We start from the raw sequence: 21,632 nt of genomic DNA on the forward strand, positions 1-21,632 counted from the left end.
GTGGCAGTGTGGAACCCGGAGTTCCTCGGTCCGCTCGGCTGGGTCACCGGCGGTGTGGTGCCGCAGGACGACCCCGAGGACATGTGGTTCATCGGGGAATTGCTGGCGGGTGAACTCGCCGACTTGGTCGAGAACGGGGCCATCGCGGACGCGACGGTCCTGACCCTTCTCGATACGGTGGCATCGCTCGGTGGCGTCGGTGGGAACAAGTTCGCCGAGGTGCTGCGCCGGTTCCAATCGGGTGAAGTCGACCTGGCCGACGCCCTTCGCCTGATCGGGGAGATCTTCGCCCAGTACGGCGACCAACTCGAAGAGATGATCGTCGGCGCGTGGGTGGCGCTCGGGGTCCTGGCCGTGCAGCTGGCGTGGACGCAGTCCTTCGGCCCGGCCGGCACCGCTATCGGATGGGGGTTGATCAAGCGCGCCCAGAACTGGTTTCTGCGAATGGGCGAGCGGGGGATGAAGGTCGTCCAGTGGATCACCTCGCCGCTGAAGTCCAAGCACCCTGTCCCGTTTCATGTCACTTCGAATCTGTTGTTCCAGGGTTTGGAGGAGGTGGGGGAGGAGGTCGCCGAAACCATCGTCACGACCGCCATCACCGAGGCCGTGCTCGACGAGGAGCGGCCTGAGCACGAATTCGACCCGAAGGCCTTCTGGGCCAATCTCGGGTACGCCGCGCTCGGCGGCTTCACCGGTGGCGCTACCGGGTATGGGCTGTTCCGGAGGTCCTGGCAGTGGGATCTGCCGCTCACTCCGATGGGCGGCGCGGTCCGCGGTGGAATCACCGCCGGTGGTGCCGGTCTGGCGGGCCAGGCCGCGCCGTATCTGCTGAATGGCCTGATCACGGGGGACTGGGGTACGTCGCTACAGGAATGGGTCGGCAGCACCGTGTCGAGTGCTGGGCCCAATATCATTTACGGCGCCAAGGGGATGGACGACTTCAGCGGTCAGCCACTGGAAACGCTGACCAAGTTCAAGCCCTGGATGAGCGACGGCGAGGCACAGGCGCGCGGTGATCTCCTGCTGGAGCGACTGCACAAGGACATCGACGCGCGGTTCGGATCGGGCATCGAAGCCGATCGTGCCCATGAGGCAGTGGATTCGGCGGCGCAGGACGCGGCCGACCGCGCGACCTCCGCCACGGCGGAATCCGAGGGAGGCGACAGTGCGCGGGCGGGGGCAGCCGACCGGACCGGCGGCGATGTCGAGGCCGGGTCCGAAACCTCAGGCGTCGAAGTGCACCAGGGTCTGCGCCTGACCCTGCTGGAGCAGATCGAAGCGAACTATCGGGAACGCCTGGCGCACGGCGAATCGCTGGTCGGGTTGACCGTGGAGACGCCCGCTGAACTGTCGGCGGTTCGGGCCGATATCGACGAGGTCACCGGTCGGCTGTATCAGCATGTGTACGAACATGTTTCGGACACAGGCGGGCCGATGGACGTGCAGCAGGCGAACCTGGCGCAGCGGTTGCTGCAGGTGAACAGCGCGGTGCAATACATCAACAGCGGGGACATCGGTCCAGGAGCCGTCGACGCCGAGACCCGGTTGGCTCTGCTCGAACGCTATGAGCAGACTCTGCGAGAGGATCTCGCGAAGGGCGTGGTGCCGATTGACGCTGGGGCCCAGGGGTCCAAGGTATCGGCACGGGTTGTGGCGCCGGGCCCGTTCGGCGCTGCCCCGGAGATCGCGAAGGCGGTCGCCGCGGTGATGGCCGCCGTACCGAAGCTGCCAGATGCCGATCCGGCGGCGCTCACCCCCGACCAGCGGGCCTACCGTGAGGCTCACGCGCGCGAGCTGGCCTTCTTCGAACAAATGGTGACGCAGGCACTCACCGATGCCGTCACCCGCACCGGTACACCGGCGGCCGGCCTCCCCGGTGAGGTCCGTAAGGCCGATGCGGTCCAGATTCATGCTTCCGTCACGGCGAGCGGTGCGATCCAAGTCGGGGTGGTCGACGCGCGGCCGGACCGGTCGCTGCAAGGGGGCCGCGACTACTCCAGCCGGAAGATAGACCTGGTACGTCAGCATGCCGACCGCACCGAGATGGGGTGGGATGCGTCCGGTCGCCACCTCCTGATGTTCGAATTCGATCCGGCGGCAGCAGCGGCCGAGTTCGTTGCCACCGCGGAGAATGGCTCCGGAAGGGCGAAAGCCGCGGCCGGCGCGCAGCCGGCCTGGCAGGGCTCGGTCGGCGAGAACCTGGCGAGTTTGCTCGACCCGGCCGGGGCACGGCAGACGGCGGAAGCGGCGGACGCTGCCGCTCAGCGTCTCGTGCAACAGTGGTACGGCGAACTGGTCACCATGATCGACCCCCCGTCCGGTGTGTACGAGGTGACCGACCCCGACAGCCTGCGTGGCGTCGAGGACGGTCTGCTCTCGTTCGGTGTCGACTTGACCGCGACGACCGTGGATTCCGCTGTGGAACAGGCATTGCAGGCGGTAGACGCGATGTTGTCCAGCTGGCCGCCGGAGCGGGCCGCCGATGTGCGGGCGGCGGTCGAACAGGCCGCGCACAGTGCTGTGGCGTTGTCGGGCGGTCCGGTGCGCATCGAGGCCGCGATCGAAGGCAACGGCGTGCGCGTCGACGTGCTCGATCGCGGCACCGACATGCCGATCCACGTGTCGAGTGACCGCGAGGGCGGCGGCCGGTACGCGCCCGCGGTGGCGCGGCACGCGGAATCCATCGAAATCGACCCGTACGGTGTCGCGGACAGCGCGGGCAATGGCTGGCGTAACCGGCTCCGCTTCGTCATCTCGGAGAAGCCGGGTGACATTGCCCAGCGCGTCCCGAAGGACGTCCGCGACACGTTGACGGCTGCCTTGGCGGCAATGGCCGAATCCGATGATGTCGATCCCGAGACCAAGGCCCGGTTGCGGTCCTGGCTGGACGAGCTGGGTGACCGGCCGCGAATCTCGGTCGGCTCGGATCAGCCGGAGGAGCTCGAGAAGCTCGATACCGAGCAGCTGGCCGCGGTGGTGGCGAAGCTGAATGCCACCGCCGACGAGGTCGACCGTCTCGACACGGTCCTCGAGGAAGTCACCGCGCAACTCGCCCAACGCGAACACACTGCCGCCGCCGAGCCCGAACCGCCTCTCACCGGCGGGAAGGTGCCGGCCTCGACCCCGGCGCCGTCGACCGGACTGCGCGACCCGGCCGCATCGACTCCCTCGACTGTGTCGTCGCAGACCGAGAACGACAGGCTTCGCGATCGTCTGGCGCAGCTCCGCACCCAGCGGGCACGGGTACGGGCCGCCTGGTATGCCCTCGCCGATCGATTGCGGCTGAATCCGCCGGACCTCGGCGCGCACGAGACCGCACCGATGCCCTATCGGCTGTCGGAGTTCGTCACACAACTGGACGAACGAATCGCCGCCGCCGACAAGGAGATCGAGCGCCTCGACCAAGTCCGGGCCGACCCGGACGACCAGGCAACGTCGGCCGAACGGGTCCGCGAACGCGCCCGGCAGCAAGCGGAGAAAGAGCGTCTCCAGGCCCAACGGATGACGCTCGCGGCGGCACTCGGGCAGCAGGACACGCTGCGGCCCGACCAGCTGGGATCGCTCGCCGACACCTTCGCGCAGCGGTTGGCGAGGGCGAAGGAGTTCCACGACCGCGTCGCCGAACGGTCGGTGATCGAGCAACTGGTGGCCGAGACCCGGGGCGCCCTGGAACGCCCGGATATCTCGGATGGCACGCGCAGGATGCTGGTCGATGCGCTCGCCGAGTACAACGCCTACCTGGCCGGGGTGGCCGGGCCGGTCGCGCAGAAAGAGCTCGAACGGCTGGGGGGTATGCCGGTCGGCGACTGGGTGCGTGTCGTCGGTGGCCGGGTGGTGCAGATCGTCCCCGCCGGCGCGGAGGAGACCATCCTCGACGCGGGAGTGCGAGAGGCTCTTGCCCGGCGCGGCATCGCGGTCGAGCAGTACCGGGTCGGTGTCGACCATGCCGGTCGGACGGTGTTCGAGACGCGGAAAACGGATTCGGACGAATGGCAGCCCGGACGACCGAAACCGGCCGCACCTGCTGAACCGTCGACTCCTGGCGCGGCGCTCGAGCACGAGTACACCCTGCGCATGGTGCTGGAAGCGCTGACCGAGGAGGCGCTGAACACCCCGGACGGCCTCACGACTACCGCAGCGGTACAGCAACTTCCGGTGCTGTTCGCGATCGCCGAGACAGTTGACGGCCATGTCGCGGCGATCGAATGGATCAGCGAGCGAATCGCGTGGCTGGAGGCCGCTTCCGGCGGTCTCGACACGGCGGACCAGTCGAACGGCGCGGGTGAACTCGAGCAATTGCGTGAGCAGTTGTCGGAGCGGCAGTCGGAACTGGAGCGGGCGCGGTCCGACTGGTTCGAGGTGGCGCGCGAGCTGGGAGCGGTTCCCGCTACGGAAGACGACCGCGCCGACGTCCACGCCGGGAAGGCCGATCTGCTTCCGCACCGGCTGTCGCGATCGCTCGCGGCGATCGATGCGCGAATCGATGCCGTCAACCGTGAAATCAGCAGACTCACGAACGAACTCGAGAAGATCGATGGTCGCGCTGCGACAGATGGTGAGCTGACGGACCAGGCCGGGCGCGACAGTGCTCGGGAGCGTTTGAGCAGTGCGCTCCATGCCGCCCGGTCGGAACGGGACCGAGCTCAGGTCGAGCGCACCCGCCTGGCCGGCGCCATTGAGGAAGACGGGCTGCGGGAGCGGCTGGCGAAGCTGGACGTGGCGCGCGAACTGCTCGGCCGGACCGCCGAGGAGATCGGCGCGGACGCTGCCACGGAGTTCGCCGAACTGCGCCGCAGGATGGCCGAATTGGTCGACCATTGCCTCGAGAAGCAGACAGAGCGTGATGCGCTCCACGCGATGCTCGACACGATCATCGAGGGCGCGCAGAACCCGGACGAACACGGTGTTTCCGCCGACATCCGCGCGCTGCTCTCGCTCGAACAGCTGGGGCGCAATCTCGAGAAGTCCTTGGGCGCCACACTGCAATCCGTCGCACCGGTGGAGAATCCGACCACCCCGGCCGATCCGGAACCTGGACAACACATCCGCTCCCGTGTCGCGACGGAGGTCGCCGGACGGTTGATGGAGGCGCTCGCCCGGGTAGGTGTGCCGGATCCCGAGCGGCTGACGGCACTGGAGATGGTGGCGAAGGCGCGCAGCGCCATCGGTGCCGCCGCCAGCGCGGATTTCGAGCAGGATCAGTGGCGGGAACTCGCCGACGTGCTCGCCGACTACGACGAGGAGGTCGGTAAGCAGACGGCCTGGCTGAAGGCGCTGGAACGCGACCATCGCGAGTTGATCGGCGGCGCCCCGATCGGCACGTGGGGCCGGCTCGTCGATGGCCGGCTCGTCATCGTGACCGCCGACGCGGAATACAACCCCCTGCTCGACCCCGGGTTGCTGTTGGTGCTGGAGCAGGCCGGAGTCGTGATCGAGCGGCGGCGGGTGGACGCCTCCGACAGTGTGGCGATCGAGCGATGGCAGCGGGGCACTTGGGTTCCCGCGGCTGAATCCCGTCAGCCGCGATCTCCCATGGCGGACCGCGGCGCGGGCGCGCTCGCCGGAGACAACGACGCTCGCCTGGATCAGCAGCGACAGACACTCGACGCGGTGCTGAAGGCGTTGACGGCACACACGTTGCAGGCCGTTCCCGGCTCGGCCGAAGCGTCGACCGCGCTGGCGGAAGCCGAACGGGCGGTCAAGGCCGTCGATGAGCTGACGCGCCTGGACGCCCACCTGCGCGAGATCGACGCGACACTGCTGCGAGCCTCCGACCAGCTCACGGCCGTCGAGTCGGAACTCGCGGCGAACACCGCCGAACTCGATCGCCTGGAAGGAATTCCCACCGAGCAACTGGTCTGGGTCGATGGCAATGGTACGCACCGCGCTCAGCTGCGGGCACAGATCGAGCGGGGGCGTGCCCGGCAAGCCGAGCTCCGCGCCGAACTCGACGCGGTGCGTGATCGGAAGCCCGAGGTCGAGGCGCGCCGTACGCAATCGGCGGCGACGCTGGCAGGGATCGGATTGCTGAACGCCGACAGCCTCGGTCGGCTCACCGTGCTCGATACGGAACGCGTCGCGGCGCTGCGAGCGGTTCGCGATGCCGTCGCACGCGCCGACACCATCGAGCGTGACCGTGCGCAACTCGCCGCGACGGCAGCCGCGACCATCGACGACATGATCGCGCGGCTGTACCGGAAGATCGGCCTGCAATACTCGGATCCTTTGGTGCGCAATGGTATCCAAGCGCAGCTCGGTGCGATGCTGACGCCGCTCGACGCCGACGATGCCACGGTGTTCGACCGCCTGGCGAAACTGGAAGAGCTGTATCCGGCGCTGCAGGAGCTGATCGACACCGGCGGCGACACCGACGTGACGGCACCGAACGCGCAGGCGCTGGTGCAGGCGCTGAAGGAGGTGATCGCCTATCCGGAACGGTTGACTCGCGCGGAATTACTGGCGCAGGCGCGTGGGGTGGTGAGTGGGACAGCACTGCCGAGACCCATCTGGGAAGCGGTGGCGCGGGCGCTGGCCGAGTACGACGCCGCACTGACATTGCCGAATGGACTGCGGTCGGAAAACACAGACGCCTTGGACAAGGTACGCCTGGCGGATGCTCTCGACGGAGTGGTGGACGCCGCCGAACAATTGACCCTGGGCGAGTTGTTGGCCATTGCGCGTCAATCGGTTTCGGCGGAGTCCGAGGCCTCTGAGGAGACTCGCCAGACGCTCTCGCAACTGCTGGCCGACCGTGATGCCGCGCTCGCCGAGGATGCGCGGCGGCGTGCGGAACTGGCGGAGTCGGCCGCGAGGCAAGCACGGCAAGAACTTGGCGGGGTCGCGCTCGGTGAACAGGCGGTCGTGCTCGCCGACCGCGTGGTGGTGATCGTTGCGGACGGGGCGAACGATCTGGACGGGGCGAACGATCCGGTGATCGGCAGGTTTGAGGTTCAGGCGCTCGAGCTGGCAGGGGTGCGGGTCGAGTACCGGCGGGCTCGAGTCGACGCCGAGGGACGCACGGTTTTCGAGCAGCGTGATTCCCGTTCGGCGGAGTGGACAGCGTTGCCGGAAGGCGCAGCACCGGAGGAAGCCGATTCCTCGACGCAGCCGGAACGTGCCGCGACGCTGCATCGGCAGCTCGAGACCTTGCGCGCCGTGGTGAACGCGCTGGCGACTCAAAAGCTTTCCGTCACACCCGGACGAAGGGCGGGAGCGGCCGTCGAGCAGGTGAAGTCGCTGTTCGCCGCCGCGAGCACGGTCGATCGGCTCGACGCGGAACTGGAACGGGTCGATACGCGCATAGCGGAACTCGAGTCGGGCGAACAGTTTTCGGCATGGGAGCGAGCCGAGCTCGAGGAAAGGCGCTCGAGGGCAGCGGAACTGCGGCCCGAGTGTCTCCGGGCCCGCGCCGAGTGGCATGAACTCGCGGCCGGACTGCAGCTGGAGGTGCCCGATCTGGGAGACTCCGGCAGTGCTCCGCTGCCGCATCAGGTACCGGCGCTGGTCGCTGCGCTCGGGCAGCGAATCGCGCAGACGGACGACGAGATCAACCGCCTCTCCGCGGCCATCAGCAGTCTGGACGGTTCGGTACCGCGAGAGCAATTGTGGGCCGAACGGGCCGACCGGGAAGACGAGCGCCGCAGCTTGCAGAGGCAACACGACGAGCTGGCGGCCCGCCTCGGGCAGCCGGGCACCTTGCGGCCGGACCGACTCGGCCCGACGATGGATCAGCTGCTCGATCAGTTGACGCAACTTCGGTCCATCGCTGATCTCGCCACCGCGGCAGACGCGATCCTCGAAAAAATGGCCGCGGCCACCGAAGACACGCTGTGGGACAATGAGCCGCCGTCGGTGAATACCGTGCGCACCGCGACCGACGCCGAGATCGAAGACTTCTTCACCGGCGCCCGCAACGGGTTCCGGGTGAGCGTCGACCACATCGACCGCAGCGACCCCGACACGGTGTCGGTGTCGTTGCTTATCGAATCGGACGCGGGTGGAACCGGCTACGTGAGCCTCACCGTGTCGCCGAGCGAGAAGCTGGGGGCAAAGGTCGAGTTCGCACGCGGCGAAACGACCGGCGCTCTCGGTACTTCCGTAGATGTGCTGCGTTCGCGACTGTTGCAGTGGACGAACAAGTCCGCCGCGCTGTGGATGGAGGTCGATGGTCGCCGGGATGCGGCGACCACGCCGGGTACGGTGCCCACGCCGGGTAGGGCGTCGACCGGACCGGAATCCGAGGAGCGGCGCGGCGGATCCAGAACCGTGCACCTGATGGACCCGGGTGCGGAACTCGGCACGGTGTTCGACGCATGGGATTTGGGTGAGGTGCCCGAATCGGTCCGCCAACTGGTGGCTGCCGGCGTTGAGGCGCACGGCGGAGGCGTCCGGGTGTCACATCTTTCCGGTACCGACTCCGAAACGGTGACTATCACCGGGTATGCCGCCAAGGCTGACGGTTCCGGTGGTCGCGGCAAGCGCTGGTTGAGTGTCGAGATAGATATCCCCACTGGGGCCGTGCGCGTTCGATGGCGGATGCAGGGCACCGACGCACCAGCCGGATGGAGCCGACTGATGGCGGACTGGGTCAACTCCGCCGATGTGCTGGCGGAGGCCGACCGCCTGTTCCATGCGACGTTCGGTGACCTGTCGGACGGGACGACGCGGAACGTCACGGCGACATTGTCCGGGCAGGAGCCGGACAGGGTGGTGACCCTCACCGTCAAGGGAGTTCCGGAGAAGACGTTCCGGGAGTCCGTCGGCTCCGAGACGCGGCCGACGGAGCACACCGCCGCCGCGCCGACCGCCGAACCGGATTCCGCCGCGACTTCCGACGTCGCGGAGAAGTCGGGCGGATCTTCCGGCTCGGCGGACGACTCACGTCGCACCAGTGCCGAGCAATTGGCGAAACTGTTGCCCTTCGTGCCGGATTCGCCGCAAACCATCGGCGAGGCGGTCCCTCGTCCGGACGAGAAGTCACTGCCCAGCGAACGTGGCGACGAGTCGGACACGGCGCGGCTCCATCGGGTATTGGGCAGCCGGAAACGCACCATCATGGCCAAGGCCGGATCGGAGGGTGATAGCGAATCGGAGACAGATCCCGCATCCGGCGCCCAAGGTGACGAGGGGAATTCCCGTGCGGATTCGGGACGCGCCAGGCTGTCGGCCGCGGGCGCCGATTGGTTGATCGGAGCGTTGTCCGCCGAGGATCCGAGCTTCGGCGACCTGGATGAGCAGACACAGCGCAGGGTCGTGACCCTTCTCGCGGAGTTGGAGTCCGATACCCCGTCGGATGGTGCGACCACCTCTGCTCGCGAACTGTTGGAGCAGTATCGGCAGCTGCGCGGGTCGGTGTGGCGCGACCGCTTGCAGACCGCCTTGGAGACGGCGAGCCCGTTGGCGGCACGGGCTGATGGCGAAGGCATCGCCGATTCTGCCGAGCGGATACCCGCAGATTTGAATCCGTTCGACGGAAACCACGATGCAGGCGAGGGTTTCCCAGTGGAGGCCGTTCACCAGTCCGAGGAGGGGCTTCGACAGGGGTTGGTCGGGCGGGTGCGTTCGGGTTTGCTGCAGCAGTTGCATGCTTTGGTGTATGAGCCTGGTTTGGCGGATGCGGGGCCAGGTGAGATTGTGGCGGCGGCTGTTGCGCGGGTGCGGGATTCGGCGACGTCTGATGAGGATCGTGCTGCGTTGCTCGAGGCGTTGCGGTCGTTGCGGCGGGTTTTGGAGCGGGAGCAGCGGGCGCGTGGTGAGTTGCTGGTTTTGCTGGACCAGCGGGTCGACGTGGTGGCCAGCGATGTGTTGCCGGGTGAGATCAATGGGTTGCGGGAGGAGCAGGCGAGGTGGCATTCCGTCGAGCGGATCTTGAAGGGCCTGGACCAACCCGCCGGAATTCAGGCTGCGGATCGGGGTGCGCACGTATCGCGTTCGATGCGGCCGACCGATGATGGTCTGGAGTCGATCGAATCCGACGGCGGCCCTGACGGTTTGGGTGATGTGGTTGCTGCGGCGGCGGATCATTTGGAGCAAGTCGGTGGTTTCCGGGTCGGTACGTGGGCTGCGTTGCGGGATGGCCGGTTGGTCGTGGTGCTACCGGACGGTGTCGCGGATGCGGTGTTCGACGAGAGGATCGCGGAGGATGTAGCTGCTCTCGGGGTGCCGGTCGAGTACCGACGGGTGAGGGTGGCCGGCGGCGGGGTTGTGGTCGAGGTTCGCGATGACGAGGTCTGGGTGCCGTGGGATGCGGCGCAGGATCCCGGATCGGCGCGCCGGGGTGGCGAAGGCTCGCCGAGCATCGCCGTGTCGCGGGATCATCTAGAGCGTCTCGGGGACGTGTTGGCCCTCGCGCTGTTCGGCAAGTATCCCGACGAGATCACACCGGAAGAAGTGGACGCTGACATCGAGCGGTCGCTCGAGCGGCTCGAGGGGCAGTCCGGCACGCCGAAGCGGCGTGCGAATCATCAACTTCGGCTCGAACGGGCGCGGATGTTGCGGGATGTGGTCGCCGGGCTGGAGGCGGCGTCAGCGGAGTCTCGGCTGGTGCGATATGGCGTGGTGTCGTCGCGGGAGACGGCGCGGTGGCCATCGAACGGAAGTGGGGAGATCCGCGAGATCACGGTGCGTGATGGCCGGTTCTACGGGCCGGATGGCCAGCCCTACACGAGCGGTCCGGACGACCGCTTCGTCATGGGTACGGCACCAGGGCAATTCTTGGCCTCGGCGTCGGCGGAGCATGGTGATTTGGCTGAGCGCTTGCCGGAGGGGGCTGCGGGATTCGGTAAGTGGCAGATAAGGGATGGGTGGTTGGTCGGGGTAGATCTGACCGATCCGCGATTGGGTAGCGCGGGCAGTGATCCGATGTATGTGATGCAGTTGCGTCACGCGTTGGCGCAGGCCGAAGTGCTGGATGGGGTCGAGCAGTTCAAGGTTCTGGCCGCTCACCAGGGCAGGATGTGGAGTGGTCGTGGGGTGAAACCACTGTCGGTCGACAGATTCGCGTTCATCACCCGCAAGATATCCGTATACGAAGCGATCGACCGTGAAACGGCGGAAGAGTTTTCCGGTTTCGGTGATGGCTTCTCCGCACGGGCATACCGGGGTTCGGGGTTTCAGGGCAACCAGCACCTCGATTTCGATGTCCATCTGATCAACGGGGGATTGTTCACGGCGGGTGTGAGCGTGCTGCGGCGCGAAGACGGTTCGTGGCATGCATTTTGGACCAAGCCCGTGCCCAAAGGCCCCGAGCATCTGCTGGGTCCGGAGCAGGTGCGGGCGGTCATGGGCGAAATCCGGGCGCGGATGGAGGGGTGGCTGGGCGAGAACCAGATCACGTGGTGGGGACCGCGCGACGGCGCGATCAGTGCGGAAGACGAAATGATGGTCCAATTCGGCCACAAGTTCGGTCGGGATCTGCAAAGGATCATTGCCGGATTGCGGGCAGGCGGACCGGACCTTGCCGATGCTCAGCGGGCAGCGGAAATGCTTTTGGCGGAAAGCGCTCAGCGCCGCGAGGCAGGGCAAGGGTTCAACCCGCAGGTTGCCGAGGTGTTACAGGATGCACTCGATCGCTCGCGCGCAGCCAAGCCGGAGTCGACGCTCGGACCGGTGCCATCGGAGTCGAAGGCGAGGACCGATTCGGATGCCGTGGACGGGTCCGAGAGTCAGCAACGAGTCGAATCCGGGCAGATGAGCGAGGGCGGTGCTGAGACGAGCATGGAGCCCGGCGTGCTCGTGGAGGGGGCGGGACGAGCGGGTCCGGCTGCTGAACAACCAGCCGCATCGGAGAAGGAGCTTCGACAGGGGTTGGTCGGGCGGGTGCGTTCGGGTTTGCTGCAGCAGTTGCATGCTTTGGTGTATGAGCCTGGTTTGGCGGATGCGGGGCCAGGTGAGATTGTGGCGGCGGCTGTTGCGCGGGTGCGGGATTCGGCGACGTCTGATGAGGATCGTGCTGCGTTGCTCGAGGCGTTGCGGTCGTTGCGGCGGGTTTTGGAGCGGGAGCAGCGGGCGCGTGGTGAGTTGCTGGTTTTGCTGGACCAGCGGGTCGACGTGGTGGCCAGCGATGTGTTGCCGGACCTGTTCGGTGAGATCAACGGGCTGCGGGACGAGCAGGGGCGTTGGCGGTCGGTCTGGAAGTTGCTGCCGGAGGCGGATCTTGCGTCTGCGAGCAGTGCCGACTCCGATGGCAGCGTTGTTTCGGACGGCGGCGTCGATGCGGCCGGTGCCGACCGCGAAGCACCGCAGAATTATGTGGCGGCAGAGGATTCGGTGGTCGACGCTGCTGCGGAGCCTCGCGAAGACGAACCATCTCGAGATGTGCCACCAGCTACGAGGGTAGCTGTCGACGACAAGATCGAGAGGGTGCGCGAGCGGTTCGGGGTTCGGCTTATCGGCTTCGAGTCGGCTTCAGACGCAAAACTCGAGCAGGTGGAGTTGGCGCTCCAGTTGGCATCGCAGCACTTCGGGCGCAGTGCGTTGCCCTTGGAGATCCACGCGGCCGTCTTGCTGCCTAAAGAACACGAGCACGATGACGCGTTCGCCCGGCGCTTCAGCACTTCGCACACGCGCGGGCGGACCTACCAGTATCGGACGCTCGACGGACGTACGTGGTCGGTAGTTGTGCTTCAACGTGACCTGCTGGCCGACTCGCCACGGCAGGGAGCGTCCTCGACCGGCCAGTTGGTCGGCGACCCGAGCGACCTGCTCTATGTACTGCTGCATGAGCTGGGGCACTCGGCACACGAACAGGTGGCGGAGGAGGCCACGGTATCGGCCGCAGGCAGGGCCCTGCGTGGGCTGCCGGAGATGCGGAACAGCGGTCTTGAGCCCGGAGCTTGGCTGAGGGCCGAATTCCCCGAATACGGGTTGGTAGAGGACGAGGAGGGGAACGTAGAGCTGGACGAAGAGGCCTTCGCGGAGTCGGTTGCCGCGGTCCTGCACCCGGATATCGTCGCGACGGCGGGTCCGCGCACCTTGGTCGATGAAATCAAGCGGGCGCGGCGGGGCGCGCGGAAGTTGTCCACCAGGCCGCTGTTCGCTCTCGGCCCGGTCGACGAAGGTGACGGGACCACGACCTATGTCGCGCTGCCGCACTCGACACTGCCCGAAGGGGAGTTCGGCAAACTTCTGGATGGCTGGGGATGGGACGATATGTCCGATCTGCTCCGGAATATGGTGGCCAAGGACGCCGATGGCCCCAGGAGTGGCCGCACCGACGTAGTGAACCACCGAGACCCGAACTCGCCGCGTTTGTCCCTGGTCGGCAAAGACAGCAACCGCCATCGATTGACCGCGACTGTCGAGGGCGCCAAAGGCCGTAGGATCGCGGAATTCGGATGGGAGGTCCCGGCCGATGATCAGACGAGTTCGCAGAGGCTGTCCATCTCTCGGATCGCCCCGCTGATCACAGATTGGGCCAATGGAAACGAAGTAGGCCCGGACCTTTTTCGCCAGCTGAGGGCGGCGTTCGAAACCGTCTGGGCGGAGCCGCGCCCGCCCGGACCCCTGAAAGTCTCGGTGCGGACGTCCGGTTCGGTGGGGCGTCGGTCGATGGTCATCACCGTGGGCAGCCGGCGGATGACGTTCTGGGAATCATCTGTGCCGCAAGGTGCATTGTGGTTGGAGTCGCCGATTCCACCGATCAGTGATTTGCTCGGCAACGGTGCTACACCGGCCTATTACGAGCACCTGTTCACCGGCGCCGGTGATGACTTCCAAGTACGGTTCGTCCGGGCGGAGACCACGACCGAGGGTGTCTCGCTGTCGCTCACGGCGGATATCGCCGGCTACGGATCCGGCGGGTTCGAAATCCGGTTGGTCGATGGACCAGCCGGGCCCCAGATCCATCTCGAACTCGGTCGTCTCGATCGGAACCCGTTCGCCACGGCACTGCGTGACCGGCTGCAGTGGTGGGCCGACCGGTCGGGCGGCGTCCTCCTCGAATCCGCATCGGGTGCGTTGGACGGGCAGTCGTCCGCGACGGTGGCGACGTCGCGTGCCGACGTGGCGGAATCGACCGCGCCTGAGCAGCCATCGGCGGATCCGGCCGATGGCGATGTCGTGGCCGAGCCCATCGGGTGGTCGGAGGAGGAGCTTCGGCGGCGATTGGGTGGGCGTCGCCGGGCGGCGTTGCTGGCCGAACTGCATGAACTCGTCTACGAGCACACTCCGCCGGAACCGGGTCCGCGTGAGATCGTGACGTCGGCGCTCGAGCGTGTGGGGGCCCCGGAGACTGCCGATCAGGATCGAGCGATGTTGCTCGAAAAACTCAGGGACTTGAATAAGGTTCTGGCCAGGGAGCGTTCGACGCGGGCCGAGTACCGTGCCTGGCTGGATCAGCGGTACGACCAGGTGGACACAGCGAAGTGGGAGGGCCTGGACAGCACGAAGGAGGAGCTGGACGAGGCGGGCAAGCTGTGGCGGCCGATCCAGCGTTTGCTGTCGGATCTGCCAGCAGGCGATGCTGTTGTCTTGCCTAAGGGTGCGGCCACGTCCGCAGCAGCGGCGGTTGACGCCGAGGACGGTGCGCCGTCGCCAGCGAATGAGATCAATGGCACTGCAGGCCTGGATATTTCGCAGTCGGCCGACGATCTCAGAACAGAATCCGACCGATTGGTCGTGGCCGAGCCCATTGAACAGGGGGTGACCGCGCCGTCGGACGTGGAATCCGATTCTCAGCAGGCGCTGCGGCGAGTCCTGGGTGAGGTCTACGCCCACGAGGGCGCGATGCGTGAGCGTCTCGGCCAGCCTCGGGGTGATATTTCCGTGGTGGATGGCTGGGCCTGGGAGACCGTGTTGGAGACCGCGAAACAGCGGATAGCGGCCCCCGATATATTCCCGGATGATCGTCGGGCATTGCGCGAGGCGGTGCGGGCTTGGGAGCGGGAATCCGGTACCGAGGTCGCCTCCGACGTGGTGCTGGATCAGGAACGCGCGGCCGCCGCTCCAGACGAAACCGGCGATAATCCGCCCTCGGCGTCGCCATTCCTGCCGGACGGTTTCGCTCATCCTTACGGTCTGGACGGGGCATGGCCCAATTCCGACCGTGCTGCGACGGACATACGCTCCAGCGAGGCTGGGACGGTCGGTGACGTCCCGCCGGTGGTACCGGCTGAGGGTGATGTCGTGGCCGATTCTGCCGCGAGGTCGGAGGAGGAGATTCGACGCCAGGTCAAACATCAGCTCTCCACCGGGGACCGGGTGTCGCGACTCCGTGTCGGGCTGAACGGGCTCGTCCTCGACGGCGCTGTCACACCGGACAGGTTCGCGGAGATCGTCGCGTTCCTTGAGCGGGTGCACGGCTCCGCGACAGTGGCGTTGCCCCAGGTGATCTCGGTGGCGGAGCTCGACGGTGAGCAGCTGTACGAGACGCAGACCTATGGCGATGGTGACGGCCGGTGGTCGGTGATTGTGCTGAATCGGCGGATCTTCACCGAAGACGGCTGGTTGTCGGACATACTGGCCGGGGAGTCGTATTCGTGGGCGGGCGAGTCCGCCGACGTGACGACCGTGCTCGCACACGCGATCGGCGATGCGGCGTATCTGGTGGTCGCGTACGAGTTCCGTCTCGAAGACGATCCCGGCGCGTATGCCGACAACGAGGCCGATGAGAAGCTTCGCGAACACTATGCGCAGACGACGGACCGTTACGTCGACGAGGTCATCGAAGGCGACTTCCAGCTCTGGAAGAGCAGCAGATTCCCCGCGCACCCCAATGGTCTACCGCTGAAACTGCGGGACGCCGTCGCGGCGTCGGTCGCGAAATTGCTCGGTGGTCGGCTGGCGGTTGCGGACACGGAGAACGGCGGAGCCTTCGTTGGAGAACTGATCGGTCAGGACCTGACCGAAGTCGAAAAGGTTCTCGTCGAACGGTTCGCGGCGGGTCGATCCGGTGCGGCGACAAGCCACTCCCGAGACCCCCGGGACGGCATCGTGCACGATGAACGGACGGGCCAATCGAGCTGGGCCGCGTGGCCCTACACGCTACTGCGCGACGGTGAGCTGACCAAGGTCCTGACAACGATGTGGGGATTCGATGCCGACACCGCGTTGATGCTCCAGGAAGCGTTGTCCGGCAGCGTCAGTGGATATGTCGAGATCCGGTACTGGACGAAATCGCGTCAGCTCCGCATCGACGGATTCGGCGCCGACGGACTGGTGTTGAGCATTGATGGTAACCCCGATGCGCTGTCGTTCACCTGGACGCTCGAGCGCGACGACCGTGGTCGGCCGACGGCTTTCTCCCGCGCGTTGCTCGCCAAGCTGGTGACGGATTGGAGTAACGGTGCCGGCGATGTCGAGGGCGCTGTGGGGCTGCTCACCGATGTCTCCGCCGCCGATAGCCGGTCGGAGGTGACGGTCACCGTGTCCGGCCGAGCGCCGGAGCGGTCGCTGGAACTCAATGTGCCCGGGAGCACGGGGCAGCGAACGTACGCGGAATCCATTCCGCGGCAGTCGGAATCGGATTTAGACGCGTTGATTCCGGCGGTCGAGCTGCCAAAAGCCGACACGGCGCGACCCGATCCGACCGCCGGTCTCCCCGAGATCGAACAAGGCGGGTTGTGGACGGGCGACTACGACCAACTGCCGGTTCATCAGTTGCTCATCGGGTCGGTTGGTGCGGCCCGGTCGTTCTTCGCCGGCCGCGCAGCGGGTTCGGTGGTCGAGCTCGACGATATCGAGTATGTCGGGAACGGCAATGTGCGGCTGTACTTTTCGCTGCTGCTGGACAACGGCGTGTCGAAGCGATTCGTTGTGCAGGTCGGGCATGGCAACCACGGCCAGCTCAAGGGGTTCTACCCGCGCAAGTTCTACGGGCCCGACGCACCGAGCATCGAGGGGGCAGTACGGGCGCTGTCGATCGAGATGGATGCCTGGCTGAACAGCACTGGGTCGGCCGACAGCGCCGACGTGAGCCGGCAACCCTTGAAAGACCAGCTGGATCAGGCTGCGTACGCGGATGCGCTCGGTCCCGGCTCGATGGGGGCGGGGGCAGGTGAGGTAGTCCTCGGTGACAAGGACTTCGCATCGCTCGAAGGGCGGCAGGAGAACCCGTCCGACGCGCGATCGCTGTCTGATGCGGTGGAACTGCGCACCGGTGATGCGGGCACGAGGGTAGTCGTTTCGGACGTCGATGATGCGGATCCGGGGTCGCTGGATGCCGCCGAGCTGGCGCGTAAGGAGGGCGGCGGTACCAGCTCCGTACCGTCTATGTCTTGGGGTGTTCCCGTCCCTACCGCGGTGCCGAGTGATGGTAGTGCGGAGTGGGGTTCGTTGGATGAGTCGGTGGATGATCTGCCGGGTACGTGCGTGCAGAACGCCTGCGCGGTGATCGATGCGATGCATCCGGGTGTGGTGGATGCGTCGCGGAATCCGCGGTCCGGTTTGGCGGCGGAGTCGGTGCCGCAGATTCTGGCTCGCTTGCGCAAGCGAAATCCGGCAGCGGAGTTGGAAGGGTTCCTGCCGGAGCCTCAAGCGGGTCGTACCGCGCATGACAAGATCTCGGGGGCGCTTCGCCCGGGTGATATGGCGTTCGTGGCGGATCGCCACGATGGGTTGCTCGGTGTGGATGGCGACTGCTATGCGGTGATGAAGCTTCGCGGCGGCGCCGTCGTGGCGTGGAAGCGGATCGATGGTCGTTGGGAACCGATCGAGCATATTCCCGGTGGGTATTTCGGCGACGGTTCTCACGGGGTGCCGACCGCCACGTGGGCGACGATCGTCCGTGACGGCGACGTGGTTACCGGCGTCGGTGACGGGTCATCGTTGACTGAGGAGCTGTGGTTCGCGGGTCCGGGCATCGGCCCGTCACTTCCCGGAGACGCCGAGACCGGCTGGGCCGCGGATGTTCCTGCCGAGGCCGCGGCGAGAGTCTCCGACGAAACCAGCGTGGGCGTGCGTGGCCGCGTGCCGAATGGGCCGAATCTCTCCAACGAGATCGTTCTCGACGGTGTCGGTACGGATCAGTACTGGGAGAAGGCCGGTGAGGCGGCCGATTTCGTCATCGAGACGATGAGCGAGTCCGGGTGGCGTGACGCGGGCGGGAAGCTGTCCCAGGTGCGTGCGTCGGTGCGGGAGCTGGTCTGGAACGCGTTGCAGGACAGCGAGGGCGAGCCCGTGCGGCTCAAGGTGCGTGGGACTGTCGCAGGCGTGGTTTCCGGGTCGCCCTACTGGAAGTATGACGTCACGGTCTTCTACGACGGTGAATCCCCGCTGACACCGGAGCACAGGTCCGCCGCCGACCGGGCGGCGGGCCGCGGCGGATACCTGATCGCCACCCAGCAGGACTGGCAGTGGAACAGCGGTGGCCGGTACGGGGCCTCGGCCAGGTTCACGGTGAGCGAAAGGCAGCCCGGGATGTGGGGGGCGGGTCCCACTCCGCCCGGAGCGGCAACCCCCTGGGGCACTGACGCATACGGCACTGACATGTCCGCAGCCGACGCAGCGGCGACGTTCGGCGCCGCGGAGGCCCGCTACCTCCGGGTACACGGCGTGGATCCGGCGTCGACCGACCCGCAGTACGCAGACCATAAGGCCGATGCGATGGGCTATGCCTGGCGTTCGCTGACCCCGGGTGAGCAGCGTGCGTATTTGGCGGCGAACCCGGGTGTGGTGGACCGGCTCGCCCGCGTTCCGGCCCAGCACCGGGACCAGGCCTACCAGCGGATTGTCGAAGAAGCCCGCACCGATGCCGCAGCGATCAGGCGCGCGTGGCCCGAGGACCAGCGCACCCCGGCAGACCCGGCGGACCTGCACGAACTGCAGCGCGCCCTGGGCAGCGCCCGCGCCTGGATCGCCGAGTTACCCGGCAGGCCGGAGATGCGGGTATGGCGGGTCGATCCGAGCACCGGGGACGTGACGGTCGTCATCGGTGCGTTCGGTCCGGCTGGTCAGCTGGACGCCGACGATGTCGAAGCGCTGGCGTTTTCCGGCATGCCGATCCGGATGCTGGAGTCGGCGCTGGCCGTGGCCGCCAACCGCATCGAGCGGCGGGCCCTGAAACTTCCCGTGCGACGGACGGCACTGGTCGTGCGGTTCGGCCGTCAAGCGGCCGGCTCCGATACCGCCGCCGGGGAGCAGCTGCAGCGCGACCTCGACGATGTGATCCGGACCCACCACCCTGGCGGTCATCTGATTTCGCAGATCGAGGCGCTCGGCCACCGCGATATCGCCGAGGAGTTGCAGATCCGTGGGCGTGGCACCCTCGGTGGCCAGGTGTTGAACCAGTCGGATGACTGGTCCGCGTTGCCTGCCGACCCGGACAGGCCGCGGCGTGCGCTGGTGTACGGCCTGCTCGACAATAGTGGGGTCTCGACGGTGAACCGGAGGGTCTGCCAGGAGCTGGAGGCCGCCGGATACGAGGTCTTCCTGGTCAGCGGCTTGCCCTACACCGAAAATGACGAGGGCCTGACCGTGCACGGCCCGAGCGAGTACACTCCGCGCCTGCACCCTTGGGAGCAGCAAAGATTCGATTCGGGTAACCTGCCGCCGGGGACGTCGCTCGTTGTGGCGCATTCCTACGACCCGGCGGCGCAGCGGATGCGCGAGATGCATCCGGACATGACGTGGGTGCAGTTCGTGCACGGCGACTGGATCGCGGTCGGGAAGGTCTGGAGTGACTCCGAGGACGCCGAGACCGCCGAGACGTATGACGTATGGGAGCGGTCGCTCGATCCCGACATAAGGGCGGGGTTCGGACCGCTGTTGCGCGACACCGCGATGCGGCTGGAGACCGACGCCGAGGGCGGCGGCGAGGTCATCGAGGTGACTCCCGGATTCAGCTTCGCCGAACCCTTGTGGACCGCTCCGGCGGACGGCCCGCTGGTGATCCTGCTGTCCGGGCGGGTGCTGGACGAGCAGAAAGGCGCCGCTGAGATGGCCCAGGCCGTCAAGCTGCTCGGCGAGCAGGGCATCGAAGCCAAGTTGGTGCTGCGTGGCGCGCTGCCAGGCGAGGAGGAGAACCGGCTCCGGGAGCGGCTGACCGCATTGGTCGGTCCGGACGTCAACATCGAGTACCGGCGCTTCACCCAGGACGAGGCCGAACTCACCGCCGATTATCAGGGCGCACACGTCGTCGTGATGCCCGGCGGTGCCGAGGGCCTCGGCCTGGCGGGCGCCAAAGCCCTTGCCGCGGGCGGCGGAATACTGGTGATGGCGGATACCTGCGGGCTAGGGGTACTGGTCGACGACCTCGACCTGCCCGAGGAGGTGCGGCATACGCTCCTGGTGGAGCAGGGCTTCACCGAGAAGCCGGACCCCGTGCGGTGGGCGCGCAAGTTCGCCGAACTAGCGCAGGATCTGGCGGGCGCGCGGGAACGCATGCTCGAGATCGGTCAGTATCTGAACGACCATGACTTCACCTGGGCCCAAGGTGTGCGGTCGCTGCTGGACGCGGTCGACCGCGTCGAGGCGCGGCGGTCGATCCGCGACCGAGTCGCCACCGGGGCCGAAGCTTTGTCGTCTCGGGCGGCGTTCCTGCCGGGTTCGGGTGGTGCGCCCGCGCGGCTGATTGTGTGTGGCGTGGACGGTGATTCGCCCGCCGATATGCGCCGCGCCACCATCGCGGCGTTGGCGCACAACCCGCAGGCCGCCGACCACGTGCGGACACAGGCGGAGCCGGGCACGCTGTTGCCCGGCATTCGGCTGGAGTACTGGCAGGCCGCCGACGGTGAACCCGCTCAGATCGGTACGGCCACGGCCATCGTCGACGGCAGCCGGGTGTTCATCCGGGAAGACGATGGCATCTGCCGTGGTTACGGCGACCTGCTCGTCGACCCGATCGCCGACACCTTCGCCGACGAACTGGAAGCCGGTTCGAGCCCCGTCCGGCTGAAAGAGTGGCTGACCCGGTGCGGCTATGCGTTTCCGCCCAGGGTGGCGCGTCTTGTCGAGCGGGCCGTGGCGCACCGCAACGGCCGGATCCAGGCGGTGGTCACACCCGGCGGTGCACTGCGGGTCGAGGTGCACGACAATGCAGAGCACTTGGGCGACTCCGCTGCACGAGCCCGTTTGGTGGTGTCGGCTGCCGCCGGATCCCCGGAGACCCTCCGAGTGGAATCGACCGTGGCCCGAGGTGACACCGTCGAATTCGACACGGTGGCCGAATACCTCGCCGCGGAAACGCTATCCGGCCTACCCGATGGCGATCGCGAACGAGCGGCGAGACGCTGGGAACAGCGTCGGGGCCGGCTCGCCCACGCCGACATCCGGATGGTCACGACACGAACCCTGAGTCTGGACGTGCCCGTGCTGACCCAGCAATTCCCCGACGACGGCACGCTCCGGTTCGACTGCCTGCCGGATCCGTTGGGGGAGAGCGGCTGGTTCGGCGTGCGCCTGTCCGCCGACACCACCGCTATCGACAACGCGGTGGACGAACTCCGAAAGTGGGTGGCCGCGGGCCGGTTCGGCGACCCGGACGCCGCCGACCCGCTCGGCGGCACGATCGCGACACCGGTGGCGCGGCGCCTCCGCGCAGCCCTCGAAGGCGCCGCCCCGGACAGTGAGATCATCGCTTACGTAGACAACGGCGCGAATGGCCGCGAACTACACACCCACCTCGTCGACCCGGACGGCCAGGTGCGTTACACCCTGATCGTCGGACCTGACGGCGAAGTCACAGAGGGCAACGCGGA

Annotated in this window: 1 protein-coding gene (only partly in view); it reads left to right on the plus strand. The window is 67.2% G+C overall.

All coding sequences use genetic code 11. The annotated features are described in order from the left end of the window. On the plus strand, positions 1 to 21,632 hold the 5' portion of the coding sequence (locus ON34_RS32865; RefSeq protein WP_157172575.1) for an alpha/beta hydrolase. 62,128 nt of this gene lie beyond the right edge of the window; 21,632 of the gene's 83,760 nt are visible here — the first part of the coding sequence; its start codon is at positions 1 to 3; its stop codon lies beyond the right edge, outside the window.

The organism is Nocardia pneumoniae NBRC 100136, from assembly GCF_000308755.1.
Lineage (GTDB): Bacteria > Actinomycetota > Actinomycetes > Mycobacteriales > Mycobacteriaceae > Nocardia > Nocardia pneumoniae.